The sequence below is a fragment of the Erythrobacter sp. THAF29 genome (genome assembly GCF_009363635.1).
In the GTDB taxonomy this organism is placed as follows: Bacteria; Pseudomonadota; Alphaproteobacteria; order Sphingomonadales; family Sphingomonadaceae; genus Erythrobacter.
Map to the genome: position 1 here is coordinate 1,386,658 of NZ_CP045392.1, position 15,748 is coordinate 1,402,405.

The following is a 15,748-nucleotide window of genomic DNA, read 5'->3' on the forward strand; positions in this document are numbered from 1 at the left end:
TGGTAGCACGGTGGCCTTTGTCTACGGCATCAATTCTGGCGGAACGCCCATCTCAGCGTTCGTCCCACGCCCCAGGTCGCGGCGCGGGCTGGAAAGGCGGTTAGGACGGGACGTTGGAGCCGCAGCATCGACCGCGCCCAGTCGGGCAGCATCGCAATTGATTCTGCCGCGATCATGGTCTGGAGCGCAGGCGGTGTCCCTTTGGGGCGCTGGCTGAGAACCAATTGCGCGACCTCGCGCGCTTCTGGCGAGGTCTTGAGATCGGTGCGCAGCTCGCGAAATACTGCATCGGCCTCGCTTACCGATTCTGGCACCGGATCAGCCCCCAGTGCACGGGCAATTACAGCGAACTGGCGATAGTATTCGTTGCGGGCCGAATAGGGCATGTCTGGACGAACGTGGCGAAGGTAACCGGCGAGGAAACTCTGGGCCTCTACGACGTGCACCCACGCTAGCGTTCTCGGGTTGGTGGCATTGTAAGGCGTGCCGTCGGGCAGGGTCCCGCCGATCCTGGAATGGATGCGGTTTACCCGCTCGATCGCCTTCATAGCTTCATCGCGGTGGCCGAAAGTGGTGACCGCGATAAAGCGCGCAGTGCGGCGCAGGCGACCGTGCATATCCTCGCGGAAATTGGAATGGTCGAGCACGCCCTGAAGCGCGTGTGGATGCAGCATTTGCAAAAGAAGGCCGCGAACGCCGCCCGTCATCATACCGACGAGATCGGCATGGACCTTGCGGATCGGCGTGTCGCGTTCGAACAGTGCATCGTCGGAGGGCGGCACGGGCTTCTGGCCGTTCGCCGTGTCGTTGAATACGCCGCGCACTTGCTCGACGAGACGAAGGCGCAAGGATTCGATCGGATCGGCCATATTTGTTGAATGTAATCACTGAGATCGGAGATTTCGAGCGGGAAGGGTCTTAATTTGACGCGCCGTCGCCCCATGTCGAGTGCTATGGAGATCAACAGTCAGTTCGACCAGCCCGTCCTCATCCACACCGACACGCTTGAATGGAAAGCTTCGCCAATGGCAGGGGTCGAGCGGCGGATGCTCGACCGGATCGGCGACGAAGTGGCGCGGGCAACGTCGATCGTGCGCTATGCCGAAGGATCCACGTTCAGCGAGCATACCCATTCGGGCGGCGAAGAATTCATCGTGCTCGAAGGCGTTTTCCAGGACGAACACGGAGATTATCCGGCTGGTACCTACGTCCGCAATCCAATCGGTACACATCACATTCCACGCTCAGGGCCTGGGTGTACAATTTTTGTGAAGCTGTGGCAGTTCGACGAATGTGATCGCGATCAGTTCGCCGTCGATCTCAACGCGATTGATCTCGTTCGCGACCCCAAACGACCCGGTGTAAGCGCAGCCATCCTGGCAGATCGGGACTACGAACACGTCGCCGTTGAGCAGTGGGAACCCGACATCAATTTCGACCTCGAAGACAAGGGGGGTTTCGAGATGCTATTGCTTGAAGGATCGCTGCAGCACGGCCGCGAAGAATTTGGGCGCTGCGACTGGATTCGCTGGCCGGCCGGAAAGAGTGCGAGCTTCCAGACGGGAAGGGATGGCGCACGCATCTGGATTAAGCGGGGGCACCTCGCAACGATCCGGTTGCCCTGCGCCTGACATCCCGAAAACTCACCGACTTGCAAATTTAGCAGGCCGGTTCGTCTTGCAGCGAGCGCCAACGCGCTCTAACTCGTCCGGCGTGATGAACGATATGACAGACAGACATTTCGACGAGAAGACCAACACCATTCTCGAAACGCCCGACGCAACCGTCGATGTGCGCGAGACTTTTGGTATTGATGTCGACTGGAAGGTTCCCTCGTTCAGCGTTGCCGACGACCATGTGCCGGATATCGACGAATCGTACGTCTTCGATCCCGACACGACGCTCGCGATCCTCGCTGGCTTTGCCCACAACCGCCGCGTGATGATCCAGGGTTATCACGGCACCGGGAAGTCGACGCATATCGAACAGGTCGCTGCGCGACTCAACTGGCCGAGCGTGCGTGTGAACCTCGATGCGCATATCAGCCGCATCGACCTCGTCGGGCGCGATGCAATCGTGCTCAAGGATGGTCTTCAGGTCACCGAGTTCAAGGAAGGCATCCTGCCTTGGGCCTTGCAGCGTCCGGTTGCACTGACTTTCGACGAGTACGATGCGGGTCGCCCGGACGTGATGTTCGTGATCCAGCGCGTGCTCGAAACCGATGGTCGTCTGACGCTGCTTGACCAGAACCGCGTCATCACGCCGAACCCTTATTTCCGGTTGTTCGCGACGACCAACACGGTTGGCCTCGGCGATACGAGCGGGCTTTATCATGGCACGCAGGCGATCAACCAGGCGCAGATGGACCGTTGGAACATCGTCGTCGCGCTCAATTACCTGTCCGCCGAGACCGAACAGCAGATCGTCAAATCGAAGTCGCCCGAGACTGACGACGCCCTGATCGCGGACATGGTCAAGGTCGCCGACCTTACCCGCCAAGGCTTCATGAACGGCGATATCTCGACCGTGATGAGCCCGCGTACGGTGATGACATGGGCGCAGAACGCTCAGATATTCAACTCGGTCGGCTTCGCGTTCCGCCTCTCGTTCCTTAACAAATGCGATGAGGCAGAGCGCGGGATTGTGAGCGAATACTACCAGCGCGTGTTCAACGAAGACCTGCCCGAAAGCGCTGGTCGCCCCTCCTGATCCGACACCCTTGCCGGATACCGTGTTAGTCTGCTAATACAGTGGGCATGGGTCTTTTTACGCGGTTCAGAAAGCAATCGAGCGATGGCTCGCTGCATGGCGGCGATACCGGGTTCTATCCGCTCTACGAATCGCAACGCCCCATTCTACCCGAGGAGAAGAGTGGCTGGTGGAAGTCCCGCCGCGCCTCTCCCGATTACGACACATGGGATCGCAAGCTTTCGGAGCTCGACGGGTCAGTGGCGCGGGAGGAGCGTCGCCGCCTGCCTTGGTGGAGACCGGCTCACTGGCGGGGGCGGCGCAAGCGCTGGTGGGCGGTGCGGATCGTCGCTGCGATCCTGCTGTTGTTTTTCGCGCTTGTCGCCTGGCTGGCGGTCACAGCCCCGCTTTCCAAGAGCCTGGAGCCTATCGCCGCGCCGCAGGTCACGCTGCTCGCCAGCGACGGCACGCCAATCGCTCGCAGTGGGGCCATGGTGGACGAGCCGGTCGAGGTGGAAGACCTTCCGCCGCATGTCGTGCAGGCCTTTCTCGCAATCGAGGACCGACGGTTTTATTCGCATTGGGGCGTTGACCCGCGCGGGATCGCGCGCGCCGTCTGGACCGGAAGGGGTGGGGGCAGCACAATCACCCAACAGCTCGCCAAATTCACCTTCCTCACACCCGAACAGACACTCACCCGCAAGGCACGCGAGGCGCTCATCGCATTCTGGATGGAAAGCTGGCTGACGAAGGACGAGATCCTGGAGCGCTATCTTTCCAACGCCTATTTCGGCGACAATCAATACGGTCTGCGCGCGGCGAGCCTGCATTACTTCTACCGCCATCCGGAGAATCTGCGCCCGGAACAGGCGGCGATGCTCGCGGGGCTATTGCAGGCACCGTCCCGCTACAATCCGACCAAGCATTACGATCGCGCCAAGCGGCGTATGGATCTCGTGATAGAGGCGATGGTCGATGTCGGATACATCACACAGGAAGAGGCCGATGCGCTGCCAGCACCCAAGCTCGACGTCCGCACTCGCGACGACTTGCCGACGGGTACCTACTTTGCCGACTGGGCGCTTCCGCTGGCCCGCGAAGGGATGGAGGCGAGCTATTCACGGCAGGTCCTGACCACCACGCTCGATGCACGATTGCAGGCACTCGCAAGCCGCGTCACGAGCCGCGCAGCGCTCGGCGAAGCGCAGATCGCGCTCGTCGCCATGCGTCCCAGCGGCGAAGTCGTCGCAATGGTTGGCGGGAAGGACTACTCCGCATCGCCGTTCAACCGCGCAACACAGGCGAAACGGCAGCCTGGTTCTACGTTCAAGCTGTTCGTGTATCTGGCAGCACTTGAAGCCGGGTGGGATCCCGAAGACACTATCGCGAACACCCCGATCGAGACTGGCAGCTATCGCCCCAAAAACTCGCGCGATCGTTACTCGGAAACGATCACGCTGGAAGACGCGCTCGCTTCGTCGAGCAATGTCGCCGCCGTTCGATTGTTCAACGAGGTCGGCAGCAAGAACGTGATCCGCACTGCGAGATCGCTCGGCGTCAACTCGCCTCTTCCCGAAGGCGACCCGAGCCTTGCTCTGGGCACCTCGACGATGACCTTGCTCGAGCTGACCGCTGCTTATGCGGGCGTTGCCGCCAACAGTTTCCCTGTCGAGCCATACGCATTCCCCAAGGAAGAGCAGGGCTGGTGGGAATGGCTGACCACACCATCCGACAGCGTGCCGACCCGCGCGCATGACGACCTCGAGCAGATGCTACGTGCAGCGGTGAACAGGGGGACGGGGCGTGCCGCGCAGCTGCCCATTGCGAACTACGGCAAGACCGGCACCACTCAGGACAATCGCGACGCATTGTTCGTCGGCTATGCGGGCGATCTTGTCGTCGGCGTTTGGATCGGAAACGATGACAACTCGCCGCTCGACGGTATTACGGGCGGGGGGCTTCCTGCGCGCATATGGAAGGACTTCATGCGCGGCGCGCTCGCGCTGCCCGCGCCCAAACCCAGCGCTGTGCCCGACCCTGAGGGTCCGATCCAGCCCTTCGATATTGAGGACGGCGCGGAAATCCCGCTTGATGAGAACGGGTCGGCAATCCGTTTCGAAGAAGACGGCGTAATCCTCAACACCGAAATTGAGGGAATGCCAATCGAATTCAGGCTCGGCGAAGACGGGCTAGCGGTCGAACCGTCTCGCTAGCGATCATCCCATCAGGATATTCATGATCGCGGTCGCGATCGGTCGCGAGCGATCGCTCTGCCATGCTTCCACTGTGATGTTGGCATTGCGCCGCCCGAGGCGTGTTATCCGGCCCTTGGCAAAGCTCGGCTGCGACTTCCCCGCCGAAAGGTATTGCACGGTTATGTTGACCGGCTTCATCTGCGCTGCGCGCCCTTCTTCGATCAACCGCGTTCGCAGAGCTGCATATCCAGCATTCTCGAGCAATCCTGCTGTCGCTCCGCCGTGATAGTGGCCCGGACGTCCCTCCACCGAGGGACCGAAATCGACCGTCAGAACTGGCACGCCATCCTCGATTTCATGCACCCTTATGCCGAGAGCTCGCGCATATGCGGGTAGTTCCAGTTCAGGCATCGCCTGTCCCCGGCTGGCTGCCTTCCGCATCCTGCCCTGCGGGCACCTTGCCCTGGCGCGGATCGCGGTCGATCGTCATGAAAACCCCGGCCACATGCGCGACCGGATCGTCGAGATCGCCATCATGCGCGATGCCCCTTACAAAAGCGGCCGAACGCGTTGTGCGATAGCATTCGACCCGACCCCAAACCGCGCTGCGCTCACGCGCAGGTCGCTGGTAATCGACCCTTAGGTCAAGCGTGGCGATCGGTGTGAAAGTTCCCTTCGCCTGCCAGATCGACATTCCGCTTGCCATGTCCATCAGGCTGACGATCGGGCCGGAGGCCAGCACAGCGCGCTCGGGCTCTCCCAACAGGTCCTCACGCCAGGGCAGTTCTAGCTCGACCCAATTGTCCGCATGGGCTGAATATCTGAGGCCGAGCCAGCCCGAATGCCCGTGCTTGAAGAAGAACTTTGCAGCCTCGCTAGGATCGAAAGGGGGCAGCGAATTGCTCATGCCGGTTCTTTGGAATCGCGCGCATCATATTACAATCATTTAATTTCTCAGGAGCGCTACGCTCGATCAACTTGTCAATCGCTGCTCCGGCAATTCCGCCGCAGCGCGTTGAAATCAGGAGAACTTTCATGAACCTTCCGAAGATCGACCTCGCTTCGCTCCCGGGCCTTGATACCGCACAAGGCCTGTTCGGTTCCGCGACCCAGCTGGGTGCGAATTACGAAGATTCGGTGGTTGCGGTGATGGTCTACATCTACGACACGGCGCCAGTCGAAGCGCTGGTCTAAGCACCGGAAAGGGCGGACGCGATGCAGGTGCATCCCGATATCGCGGCGCTGCGTAGCGACAGGCTCGCGCAGCGCCGCATCCGCGCGGCCATGAGCGGCGCATTGACAGCTTGGCGAGAAGCCGACGAATGCAAAGCGCTCCTGTATGATCTGGCGAGATACGCCGCGGGCGAGCCGTTGTGCGATTGCCAATTCCTAGAGCGGCTGATGTCGCATAACCGCGCTGCGACGGGATTGATCAGTGACTGGCTGGGCCGGATGCTCGGCGTGTTGCGCACTGAGCCTCTGGGCGAAGTGCCCCATCTCTATCGCTGCTCGAAAGGTCTGTCTTCGATCCAGTTGCTCAAAAGTGGCCGCGCCGCATTGAACCTTGTTGCCTATGAAAGCCTTGAATGCGCCCGCGTGCCCGAGACTGCGCTGTTTGCGGATCGCGAGAGTGTCGAACTTGTGCTGACAGGCGAAGGTTGCGGCACCTTCCATCGCCGTGACGAAGCAACCGGTCGTATCGAGACATCGCAGTCTCGATGGATGGCGGGCGACCGGATCGTACTATCCGGGCGGCAAGAGGCGAGGCAGATTGTCTCTGTCGGCGGGTGCCTCCTGCTGCTCCAGCTCACTCGCGAACCTGAGCGGCCCGAACCATCGCAGGAATTTCGGCTGTCCGACGGCACCATTCTGCAGAGCGCAAGCGGCGACAAGGCGGCGAGCCAGCGATTGATGGCTTGCGCGGTGTTGGGAGCAATGGACCATCGGCCCGCATTGGCCGCAATGGAGGCGAGAGCCCTTGACCCGCAGGAAGACCCGGACGTGCGCTGGGAAGCAGTGCGGCAAGCATTGGCCCTCAACTCAGGAGCCGGGATGCGGCTCCTCGCTGGTCTGCGTATGGATGCAAGCGACCCGCTCTCAGGGGTAGCAGGATCGCTCGAGCGGCAACTCTTCGGCTCGCATCCCGAACTTTCTCAGGAGGCAGCTTAATGCCGCAGATAATCGACAATCCGAGCGACAAATCCTGCTCTCTGCTGGAATGCATTGAGGCGCTTGCCCAGCTCGAATTCGACCCTCGCGACGCGGCATCTACGGGGCAAGCGGCGATGTGGCTGCGCAGGCTCACCAACAACCGCACCTTTCTCGCAGATCTGCTCATCGACCGTTTGTCGGGTCGCGTGCCCCACGAAGTGGATAGCGGGTACGGTCCACAAGCGATCGTGCTCTCGCCACTTCGCAGAAACATGTTCTTGCGGGCCAACATCTGGCCGGCTGAAAGCGATCTGTGCTTCCGGAATAGCGGCGCGAAAAGCTTCGTCTACGGCGTCCCGCACGATCACAACTTCTCGTTCCTGACGAGCGGCTATATCGGGCCGGGCTATCGCAGCGACTATTACGAGTATGACTATGAGGATGTAGCCGGTTATCCGGGCGAACCAGCGCCGTTGCGGTTCGTCGAAAGAAGCGCGCTGCACGAAGGCAAGATCATGCTTTACCGGGCGCATGTGGACGTCCATTCGCAGTTGCCGCCCGAAAGCCTGTCAGTCTCGCTCAACGTTATGCATGTCGATCCTTCGCAATGCTGGTTCGATCAGTACGGTTTCGACCTTGAGAAACGCGAGGTGACTCGCGTGCTCAGCCCTAACGCGACCGAGGCATTCCTGCGCGTTGCGGTAGCGAGCGGTGCGGAAGAGGCGCTCGATTTTGCCGACTGGGTCGGGCGGACGCATCCAAGCGAAAGGCTACGGCTGGCAAGCTTTGAAGCGCGGGCGGCCACCCTCGGCGGAAATGAGGCCGACGAACTGTGGCGTATCGCCGAGAATACGGGCAGTCGGTTGCTTGAGTATATCGCCGGGCAACGCCGCGCAGCGCTGATGGATTAGATCACTCCGCCGGCCAGCCGGTCGATCGCCCCCTGCAGGATCACTGCGGCGGCGTGGCTGTCGATGGTCTTGGCACGCTTGGCCCGGCTGACGTCCTGCCCGACGAGCGCGGCCTCTGCGCTCTGGGTCGACCAGCGTTCGTCCCACAGGAGGACGGGCAAACCGAATGCATCGGAACAGTTTCGCGCGAAAGCGCGGCTAGCTTGGGCGCGTGGTCCCTCCGTCCCGTCCATGTTGCGAGGAAGGCCGAGTACGATCCCTTTGACACCGCGCTGTTTGATCAGCTCGGCAAGAATTGTTTTGTCGCGGGTCCACTTGCCGCGGCCCAGGGTTTTCCCATTGGTCGCGAACCGCCAGCCGGCATCGCATGTAGCGGTGCCGATGGTCTTGGTACCCAGATCGAGGCCGAGCAACACACCACCGTCGGGCAGCGCCTCGGCAAAGTCGGCGGCGGCCTCGCAGATCAGTTTGCCGGGTCCATGGCGCGAACACGCCGAGCGACATCTGCCTGCGTGTTCGCCCAGAACAGCGGGATGTCGTAAACGTGGTAATTGTTGCCGGGCAGCACGTAGCTTCCCATTTCAGGCGGGTCGCCGATCAGGAGAAGCCCGCGCTCGTCGCACCTTGCCGGAACCGCTCCCGGCACGAGTTCCCCAGTTTCCATGCCGTTTTCAGGCACAAGCGTGCCAAGGTTGGCGCTTTCCGGCGCAGCGCCGCCGAACTTGCCGGTCAGCGGATTGGTGCACAGGATCGTGCTCTCACCGCGCTTCTCTCCGTCATACCCGGTCGAGTTGGCGTAGGTTTCGATCACGCGAGAGGGATCGGCGGGTTCGGCAAAGCTCGACCATGAAATCACACACCCGGTCTGGGCGGGCGTTGCGCAGGCGGGGAAGCCCAACGCAGGCAGGTCGTGATCGACCGAGATAGGCCAGCCGATGACATAGGCGGCCACGAGCCGATCGGCGATCGGCGAGTTCTTCACCTCTTCGCGAAGCAGGCGCAGAAGGTGGAGCGAGCCCTGACTGTGACCGGCGAGAACCACCGGCGTGTCCGCGTCGAGCGAGCTTACGAAAAAGCGATAGGCCTCGAGAACATCGGCATAGGCGGCGTCGATTGCCTGCTGCCCCTCCGGCTCGTCGGTGAGAAACGCGCCCATAGTCGCCTGACGATAGCGAGGAGCCCAGATCTCGCTAGCCTTGTTGAACGGGCTGGCCATTCCGCGGACATAGATCCGCGCGATGCGTTCGGCTTCGGCATCGCCGAGCGGAGCGTTCCAGTTGTCGCGGCTCAAATAGCTTGTGGGGTGGACAAAGAAGACCGCGAAATCCGGCAGAGACACGGCATCGTCATCGCCTGTAGGCTCGGCCGCCCTAGCTGCCTCGATTGCAAAAGCATCCATTTGAGGCTTGCTCATCGCTGCATAGGCGGGCTGCCAACGGGCTGGGTCTTCAACGCCGATCCCCGGGCGCGAATACCACAGGTCCGGATCCTGGTAGGCGTTCACCTCCATCGGTTCGGTCGGTGTGAATTCGGTCGACGGGACGAGCGCGATTTCCGCGAGCTCGTCCTGAAACAGTTCGTAGCCGATCCGACCGACGAGGAAGATCACGATGCAAAAAGCGATAAAGTAGAGAAATTTCTTGGCCATGATGGTTCGCTAACGCGCTTCGTCACTCCGTGGTTTCATACCCTTCGGCGATGGGCGGGCGAAGCGTGGTCCACGCACGGTCACCGCGAAGGCTGGAGAACCATGTTGCTGGGTTCCACGTCGTCGATCCATCGAGCGAGAAGGTGATGAACTCGGCGCGGCCGCCGATATTCTCCATCGGAATTCCGTCGCCCAACCCCCGCAAGTCTGCGGGCGCGCGGCTGTCGGCACTTTCATCGCGGTTGTCGCCCATGACGAAGACGTTGCCCTCCGGAACGACATAGGGGCCGTAGTTGTCGAGTGGCTGATCTTCGTGATCTATCACGAGATAGGTCGCGCCATTGGGCAACGTTTCGCGGTAGGTTTCGACCTCGAAATAATCCCGACCGTCTTCTCCCGTCTTCCGGTACGGTTCGAAACTTTCAAGGCATGGCCGCATGCCCATATTCCCGTCCGAACAAAGCAGGTGGGGTTCGAACGGAATGCGCACATCCGGCACCTGTTCGCGCGGGATCGCGACTCCGTTCAGGATGATGCGGCCGTCGCGCACCTCGATGGTGTCGCCGGGAAGGGCTACGACGCGCTTGATGTAATCTTCATCGCGATAGGGATGCACCGGAATTACGATGTCCCCGTATTCCGGGGTGTCGGGCCAGATGCGCCAATCGCCGCGTGGCAGCATGTGGAAGCTCGCCGAGGCCCACGACCAGCCATAAGGATATTTGCTCACCACAAGCCGGTCGCCAACCCACAGGGTCGGCATCATCGAGGTGGAGGGGATGTAAAAAGGCTTTGCGACGAGGCTGTGGAAGGCCAGCACCGCGAGCAGCATGATCGCCAGGCCGCGCAGTTCGGCAAGCCAATTGACCTTTTCGTCTCCCTCGGACTCGCCCCCGGATTTCTCCGGAGCATTTTTGTCCGCGATCGCTGCCGTTTGCGCAGGCGATTTTCCCGCAGTGGGCGGGGTTTCGGTCGAGGAATTGTCGATCTGGCTCACAGTACCTTGCTTCAAATATTCGCGTGCGAAAGTCCGCTACCGCGCGTGTGCTTCGATGATGACGAAGGCCTGCGCCCACGGATGATCGTCGGTTAGGGTCAGGTGGATGAACGCCTCATGGCCCGAAGGGAGCAATTCTTCAAGCCGCAATGCCGCCCCGCCGGTGAGCGCGAGGGTGGGCGCGCCCGACGGCGCGTTCACGACCCCTATGTCCTTCATGAAAACGCCGCGCTTGAACCCGGTGCCGACAGCCTTGCTGAACGCCTCCTTGGCGGCGAAACGCTTGGCGTAGGTTCCAGCGATGGTGAAAGGGCGACGGCGCGCCTTCGCGCGCTCGATATCGGTGAAGACGCGGTTCTCGAACCGCTCGCCAAAACGGTCCAGAGAGTTCTGGATTCGCTCGATATTGCAGAGGTCGGAACCAAGGCCGATGATCATGCTGGTCCCCTGAAAAACAGCGCGACGAGCAGGATCAGCGCGATGACGTGGACGAACACCTGGCTTTTGAACAGCGGGTGCGCGAAGTCGCCCTTGCCGAAATAGAGCGCCCCTACAAATCCGAAGACTTGCAGCGCCACCCAGCCAACCGCGAAGACGACCATCGCGCCTTTCGCTACCGCATAGCCGAGGAAGCCAACTGCGGTGAGGAATAATGTCGAGCCTGCAAAGGCCCAGCGCTTCTGCTCGCTCGTGAGGTCGGGGGCCTCGCTGGTGTCCACTTTAGCGGGCCTCGTCCATCAATTCGCGCATCTTGAGCACGGCGGACTCAAGCCCTGTGAACACCGCCTCGCCGATGAGGTAGTGCCCGATATTGAGCTCGGCCAGTTGCGGGATGGCGGCGATAGGCTGGACGTTTTCGTATGTAAGGCCGTGTCCGGCATGCGGCTCGATGCCGTTCTTGGCTGCGAGCGCTGCCATGTCGGAGATGCGTTTCAACTCACGCGCGGTCTTCTCGCTGTCGCCGTCGAGTATCGCGTGCGCGTATTCGCCGGTATGGAATTCAACCACCGGCGCGCCGAGGCGCAGGGCTGCGTCGAGCTGGCGCTCGTCGGCCTCGATGAAGAGCGAGACGCGGATGTCCGCGCCCTTCAGTTCCTCCACGATGGGGACGAGCGTGTTGTGCAGCCCTGCCGCATCGAGCCCGCCCTCGGTCGTACGCTCCTCGCGCTTTTCGGGCACGATGCACGCGGCATGCGGCTTGTGGCGCAGCGCGATTTCGAGCATTTCGGGCGTCGCTGCCATTTCGAGGTTGAGCGGAAGGTTGGTCGCTGCCTGAATGCGCGCCAGGTCCTCGTCGCGGATGTGCCGACGATCTTCGCGAAGATGCGCCGTGATCCCGTCTCCGCCGCACCGTGCCACGATCTCCGCCGCACGCACCGGATCGGGATGGTCGCCCCCGCGCGCATTGCGGATGGTCGCGACGTGATCGATGTTCACGCCGAGGCGCAAGGGATGGGGGTGGAGCGATTCGTTCATGCGGTCGGTTTAGTTCTTTCGGCTTCCTGGCTTTGTAATCGGTACGGAGGCCAGCGCCTCTGGGATGCTGTCTTCGTCATAGGTCGGGAAGTCGAATGCCGCGAGGGGATAGAATGGCACGCCGAGATCGACCGAGCCCACCGAACGGTCGATAAGGGCGCATTCTGCGATGACTTCACCTCCCTCGCGCTCAACAGCCGCAATCGCTTCGCGGCTCGAAAGGCCGGTCGTCACCACATCCTCGACCATCAGGACTCTTGCGCCCGGTTCCAGCGCGAAGCCGCGCCGCAGGTGGAACGTGCCTTCGGGCCGCTCGAGGAACATCGCGTCCTTGCCGAGCACGCGCGCGACCTCCTGCCCGATGATGATGCCGCCCATTGCTGGCGAGACCACCACGTCGATATTGTCCACGATCTCGGAAGGCACGCCCGCCACCACCGCTTTCGCGAGTCGCTCGGCACGCGCCGGGTTCATGAGCACCCGCGCGCATTGCAGGTAGTGTCCGCTATGCTTGCCTGAAGAGAGTTTGAAATGCCCCTCCAGCAAAGCACCGCTGTTGCGGAATTCGCGGAGCACATCCTCTTCGGAACGCGGCAGGGCCTGGGTGGTTGTCATCGTGGAAATCGTATCCGGAATTTGATGTTGAATTATTTGCGCTTGCGCACCTCTCATGGAGGGTTGCATATTTTTCTCCCTAGAAGCGCTTGAGGCAGTGAGCAAGCGCCGCTAAGGAGCGCGCAAAGCTGGCAGGAGTGTCGGCAAAGTCGCCGTCCGGCCAGGCTTGAAAACAAGCGGGTTCGTCGGGCGGCATGGGATAAAAATCGAAAGCGATTTGGACACATTGATGATGGGTCACATGCACACCCGGTTCAAACTTGGATTTGCCGCATTTCTGGCAGCTTTTCTTTCCTTGGCGGCTCCGCAGGCTGCGATTGCGCAGGATGTCGTAGGGGCGGAAGTTCCCGCTACCGCCGAGCCTCTGGAAGTGCCTGCTGGCGAGACCGAGCCGGCCGAAGCGGCTGGCGGCTATACTCCGATGGAGCCGACCGAAGGCAAAGGCATGCCGACATCTGCCCAAGACGACATGTGGGCCAGCATGACCTTCCAGGATCAGTATTCGCTCGATGGTGAGTATGCACTTTGGATGCACAACACCATCCTTTTGCCGGTCATCACCGTCATCAGTTTGTTTGTGCTGTTCTTGTTGCTGTGGGTGGTTGTCAAATACAACCGTCGAGCGAACCCGAATCCCTCGAAGACAACCCACAACACCCTGATCGAGGTGGTCTGGACGATCGTTCCGGTGATCATCCTCGTGGTGATCGCGGTTCCCTCGATCACGCTTCTCGCGCGCCAGTACGAGAATCCTCCCGAAGATGCGGTCACGATCAAGGCGACCGGCTATCAGTGGTACTGGGGGTACACCTACCCCGACCACGGCGAGATCGAAATCATCTCGAACATGCTTTCTGATGAAGACGCTCTTGCCAATGGCGAACCGGCGCAGCTTGCGGTCGACAATCGCATGGTCGTACCCGCAGGCGTGCCGCTGCGTATCCAGACCACGGCTGCCGACGTGATCCATGCATTCGCCGTACCCTCGCTTTGGTTCAAGATGGATGCCGTTCCGGGCCGCCTCAACGAGCGTATGCTTACAATCGAAGAACCGGGCGTCTATTACGGGCAATGCTCCGAGCTTTGCGGTGCCCGTCATGCCTACATGCCAATCGCTGTCGAAGCGCTGCCACTGGACGAATTCAACGAATGGGTGCTTGCGCAGGGCGGCACGATACCGGGATCAGAAGAGCTTGCCGAAGGATCGGCTCCGCTCGGTCAGGAAACCGGCGTCGAAGTCGCTCCCGAGGATGCGGGCGATGAAGTTCCGGCGCCCTGAAGCGCGACACCGATACGAAAAAACGATTTAGAACGAACCCGAGAGACTTAAACGATGGCAACCACCGCAGACAACTTTGCCCCCGCCGCCGGACATGGCGGGGATCACGGTCACGATCATGCGGACCACAAACCGGGCTTCTTTGCCCGTTGGTTCATGTCGACCAACCACAAGGATATCGGCACGCTCTACCTGATCTTCGCGATCTGCGCGGGGATCATTGGCGGTGCAATCTCGGGCATCATGCGGATGGAGCTGGCTGAGCCGGGCATCCAGTACCTGCAGTGGTGGGCTGCCTTCATGGGCGGTGCCGACGACATCAATACCGCGCTTCACATGTGGAACGTGTTCATCACCGCTCACGGCCTGATCATGGTCTTCTTCATGGTCATGCCTGCAATGATCGGCGGCTTCGGCAACTGGTTCGTCCCGCTGATGATCGGCGCGCCGGACATGGCGTTCCCGCGCATGAACAACATCTCGTTCTGGCTGACTGTCGCCGGTTTTCTCAGCCTCATTTTCTCGCTCTTTGTGCCGGGCGGCACGGGTCCGGGGGCAGGTGTCGGCTGGACGGTGTATGCACCGCTTTCGACCACCGGCTCGGTCGGTCCCGCCGTCGACTTCGCGATCTTCTCGCTGCACCTTGCGGGCGCAGGCTCGATCCTGGGTGCCACCAACTTCATCACCACCATCTTCAACATGCGCGCGCCGGGTATGACCCTGCACAAGATGCCGTTGTTCGTGTGGTCGGTGCTGGTCACCGCATTCCTGCTGCTGCTTGCGCTTCCGGTGCTCGCCGCAGCGATCACCATGCTGCTGACCGATCGTAACTTCGGCACCACGTTCTTCGATCCGGCAGGCGGCGGCGATCCGGTCCTCTATCAGCACCTGTTCTGGTTCTTCGGCCACCCGGAAGTCTACATCATGATCCTGCCGGGTTTCGGCATGATCTCGCAGATCGTTGCGACCTTCAGCCGCAAGCCGGTCTTCGGCTATCTCGGTATGGCCTATGCCATGGTCGCGATCGGCGTCGTCGGCTTCATCGTGTGGGCGCACCACATGTACACCGTCGGCCTCGACGTGAACACGAAGATGTACTTCACCGCGGCCACGATGGTCATCGCGGTCCCGACCGGCGTGAAGATTTTCAGCTGGGTCGCGACGATGTGGGGCGGCAGCCTCGAATTCAAGTCGCCGATGGTCTGGGCGATGGGCTTCATCTTCCTGTTCACCGTGGGCGGTGTGACCGGCGTCGTGCTCGCGAATGGCGGCATCGACGACAACCTGCACGACACCTACTACGTGGTGGCTCACTTCCATTACGTGCTGTCGATGGGCGCGGTGTTCTCGCTGTTCGCCGGCTTCTATTACTGGTTCCCGAAGATGAGCGGCCGGATGCATTCCGAGCTCCTGTCGCACCTCCACTTCTGGGGCTTCTTCATCGGCGTGAACGTGATCTTCTTCCCGCAGCACTTCCTCGGGATGAATGGCATGCCGCGGCGCTATCCGGACTATCCGGAAGCCTTCACCTTCTGGAACGAGATCAGCTCGTACGGCTATCTCATCATGGCCGGTTCGATGGCGCTGTTCTTCATCAACATCGCCTATGCGTTCCTGGCCGGTAAGAAGGCGGAGAACAATCCTTGGGGCGAAGGCGCGACGACGCTCGAATGGAGCCTGCCCAGCCCGCCGCCGTTCCACCAGTTTGAAACGCTCCCGGTGATCGAGGACCACCACGATTACCATGACCACATGCCGCGCGACGAAAAGCCCGCCACGGCATGACCG

General features: G+C 61.2%; 18 protein-coding genes. 8 read left to right on the forward strand and 10 right to left on the reverse strand.

All coding sequences use genetic code 11. The features are described from left to right. Positions 1-29 precede the first annotated feature (29 nt). Complete coding sequence (locus FIU90_RS06725; RefSeq protein ID WP_152434084.1) at positions 30-869, reverse strand: oxygenase MpaB family protein; 840 nt, start codon at positions 867-869, stop codon at positions 30-32. 72 nt (positions 870-941) lie between these two features. On the opposite strand from FIU90_RS06725, the gene FIU90_RS06730 reads away from it, so the two are divergent. The 3 genes from FIU90_RS06730 (at position 942) to FIU90_RS06740 (ending at position 4,901) form a co-directional block, all read left to right on the forward strand. Beyond that, complete coding sequence (locus FIU90_RS06730) at positions 942-1,631, forward strand: cupin domain-containing protein (protein WP_234029658.1); 690 nt, start codon at positions 942-944, stop codon at positions 1,629-1,631. 85 nt (positions 1,632-1,716) lie between these two features. Continuing rightward, complete coding sequence (gene cobS / locus FIU90_RS06735) at positions 1,717-2,709, forward strand: cobaltochelatase subunit CobS (RefSeq protein WP_152434085.1); 993 nt, start codon at positions 1,717-1,719, stop codon at positions 2,707-2,709. A 47-nt stretch (positions 2,710-2,756) separates the two neighbouring features. Further along, on the forward strand, positions 2,757-4,901 hold the full coding sequence (locus FIU90_RS06740; protein WP_152434086.1) for a transglycosylase domain-containing protein: 2,145 nt from the start codon (positions 2,757-2,759) through the stop codon (positions 4,899-4,901). A 3-nt stretch (positions 4,902-4,904) separates the two neighbouring features. On the opposite strand, the gene FIU90_RS06745 is transcribed toward FIU90_RS06740, so the two are convergent. Together FIU90_RS06745 and FIU90_RS06750 are read right to left on the reverse strand one after the other, a co-directional pair. Beyond that, positions 4,905-5,294: a PaaI family thioesterase gene (locus tag FIU90_RS06745; protein WP_152434087.1), complete on the reverse strand. Its 390-nt coding sequence runs from the start codon at positions 5,292-5,294 to the stop codon at positions 4,905-4,907. Then, complete coding sequence (locus FIU90_RS06750) at positions 5,287-5,790, reverse strand: PaaI family thioesterase (RefSeq protein WP_152434088.1); 504 nt, start codon at positions 5,788-5,790, stop codon at positions 5,287-5,289. Before FIU90_RS06750 ends, FIU90_RS06745 begins: the two co-directional genes overlap by 8 nt. Positions 5,791-5,918: 128 nt before the next feature. On the opposite strand from FIU90_RS06750, the gene FIU90_RS15520 reads away from it, so the two are divergent. Genes FIU90_RS15520 through FIU90_RS06760 form a run of 3 tightly spaced genes read left to right on the forward strand, consistent with a single transcriptional unit; the run spans position 5,919 to position 7,945 of the window. Further along, positions 5,919-6,077, forward strand: a complete 159-nt coding sequence (locus FIU90_RS15520; protein ID WP_172970201.1) for a hypothetical protein — start codon at positions 5,919-5,921, stop codon at positions 6,075-6,077. Positions 6,078-6,098: 21 nt separating this feature from the next. Continuing rightward, a complete protein-coding gene (locus FIU90_RS06755) occupies positions 6,099-7,052 on the forward strand; it encodes a hypothetical protein (protein ID WP_152434089.1) in 954 nt (317 codons plus the stop codon). Further along, a complete protein-coding gene (locus FIU90_RS06760) occupies positions 7,052-7,945 on the forward strand; it encodes a transposase (protein ID WP_152434090.1) in 894 nt (297 codons plus the stop codon). Before FIU90_RS06755 ends, FIU90_RS06760 begins: the two co-directional genes overlap by 1 nt. Here the strand turns inward: FIU90_RS06760 and ruvX are convergent. Genes ruvX through pyrE form a run of 7 tightly spaced genes read right to left on the reverse strand, consistent with a single transcriptional unit; the run spans position 7,942 to position 12,681 of the window. Next, positions 7,942-8,412: a Holliday junction resolvase RuvX gene (ruvX, locus tag FIU90_RS06765; protein WP_152434091.1), complete on the reverse strand. Its 471-nt coding sequence runs from the start codon at positions 8,410-8,412 to the stop codon at positions 7,942-7,944. The two genes, FIU90_RS06760 and ruvX, sit on opposite strands and share 4 nt — an antisense overlap. Next, a complete protein-coding gene (locus tag FIU90_RS06770; protein WP_152434092.1) occupies positions 8,409-9,593 on the reverse strand; it encodes a DUF3089 domain-containing protein in 1,185 nt (394 codons plus the stop codon). Before FIU90_RS06770 ends, ruvX begins: the two co-directional genes overlap by 4 nt. Before the next feature lie 22 nt (positions 9,594-9,615). Then, complete coding sequence (gene lepB / locus FIU90_RS06775) at positions 9,616-10,590, reverse strand: signal peptidase I (RefSeq protein ID WP_370515177.1); 975 nt, start codon at positions 10,588-10,590, stop codon at positions 9,616-9,618. A gap of 36 nt (positions 10,591-10,626) precedes the next feature. Continuing rightward, positions 10,627-11,028, reverse strand: coding sequence for a holo-ACP synthase (gene acpS, locus FIU90_RS06780; protein WP_152434093.1), 402 nt, complete (start codon positions 11,026-11,028; stop codon positions 10,627-10,629). Continuing rightward, positions 11,025-11,309 carry a pyridoxal phosphate biosynthetic protein gene (locus tag FIU90_RS06785; RefSeq protein ID WP_152434094.1) on the reverse strand — a complete coding sequence of 95 codons (285 nt, stop codon included), beginning with the start codon at positions 11,307-11,309 and terminating at the stop codon, positions 11,025-11,027. Before FIU90_RS06785 ends, acpS begins: the two co-directional genes overlap by 4 nt. A 1-nt stretch (position 11,310) precedes the next feature. After that, entirely contained in the window at positions 11,311-12,066 is a 756-nt protein-coding gene (locus FIU90_RS06790; RefSeq protein ID WP_152434095.1) for a pyridoxine 5'-phosphate synthase, read from the reverse strand. Positions 12,067-12,075: 9 nt separating this feature from the next. Then, the gene (gene pyrE / locus FIU90_RS06795; RefSeq protein WP_152434096.1) at positions 12,076-12,681 is read right to left on the reverse strand and encodes an orotate phosphoribosyltransferase; all 606 of its coding nucleotides are present in this window, start codon (positions 12,679-12,681) and stop codon (positions 12,076-12,078) included. A gap of 241 nt (positions 12,682-12,922) precedes the next feature. Here pyrE and coxB point away from each other — a divergent pair, with 241 nt between their 5' ends. Beyond that, entirely contained in the window at positions 12,923-13,960 is a 1,038-nt protein-coding gene (coxB, locus tag FIU90_RS06800; RefSeq protein WP_152435738.1) for a cytochrome c oxidase subunit II, read from the forward strand. 54 nt (positions 13,961-14,014) lie between these two features. Continuing rightward, the gene (ctaD, locus tag FIU90_RS06805; protein ID WP_152434097.1) at positions 14,015-15,745 is read left to right on the forward strand and encodes a cytochrome c oxidase subunit I; all 1,731 of its coding nucleotides are present in this window, start codon (positions 14,015-14,017) and stop codon (positions 15,743-15,745) included. The last annotated feature ends 3 nt before the right edge of the window (positions 15,746-15,748 follow it).

Coding starts and splice junctions, on each gene's coding strand:
- FIU90_RS06750 (WP_152434088.1), bottom strand. CDS start 5,790: ATGAGCAATTCGCTGCCCCCTTTCGATCCTAGCGAGGCTGCAAAGTTC.
- FIU90_RS06740 (WP_152434086.1), top strand. CDS start 2,757: ATGGGTCTTTTTACGCGGTTCAGAAAGCAATCGAGCGATGGCTCGCTG.
- FIU90_RS06790 (WP_152434095.1), bottom strand. CDS start 12,066: ATGAACGAATCGCTCCACCCCCATCCCTTGCGCCTCGGCGTGAACATC.
- FIU90_RS06755 (WP_152434089.1), top strand. CDS start 6,099: ATGCAGGTGCATCCCGATATCGCGGCGCTGCGTAGCGACAGGCTCGCG.
- pyrE (WP_152434096.1), bottom strand. CDS start 12,681: ATGACAACCACCCAGGCCCTGCCGCGTTCCGAAGAGGATGTGCTCCGC.
- coxB (WP_152435738.1), top strand. CDS start 12,923: ATGCACACCCGGTTCAAACTTGGATTTGCCGCATTTCTGGCAGCTTTT.
- FIU90_RS06760 (WP_152434090.1), top strand. CDS start 7,052: ATGCCGCAGATAATCGACAATCCGAGCGACAAATCCTGCTCTCTGCTG.
- cobS (WP_152434085.1), top strand. CDS start 1,717: ATGAACGATATGACAGACAGACATTTCGACGAGAAGACCAACACCATT.
- FIU90_RS06725 (WP_152434084.1), bottom strand. CDS start 869: ATGGCCGATCCGATCGAATCCTTGCGCCTTCGTCTCGTCGAGCAAGTG.
- FIU90_RS06770 (WP_152434092.1), bottom strand. CDS start 9,593: ATGGCCAAGAAATTTCTCTACTTTATCGCTTTTTGCATCGTGATCTTC.
- FIU90_RS06745 (WP_152434087.1), bottom strand. CDS start 5,294: ATGCCTGAACTGGAACTACCCGCATATGCGCGAGCTCTCGGCATAAGG.
- ctaD (WP_152434097.1), top strand. CDS start 14,015: ATGGCAACCACCGCAGACAACTTTGCCCCCGCCGCCGGACATGGCGGG.
- acpS (WP_152434093.1), bottom strand. CDS start 11,028: ATGATCATCGGCCTTGGTTCCGACCTCTGCAATATCGAGCGAATCCAG.
- FIU90_RS15520 (WP_172970201.1), top strand. CDS start 5,919: ATGAACCTTCCGAAGATCGACCTCGCTTCGCTCCCGGGCCTTGATACC.
- FIU90_RS06730 (WP_234029658.1), top strand. CDS start 942: ATGTCGAGTGCTATGGAGATCAACAGTCAGTTCGACCAGCCCGTCCTC.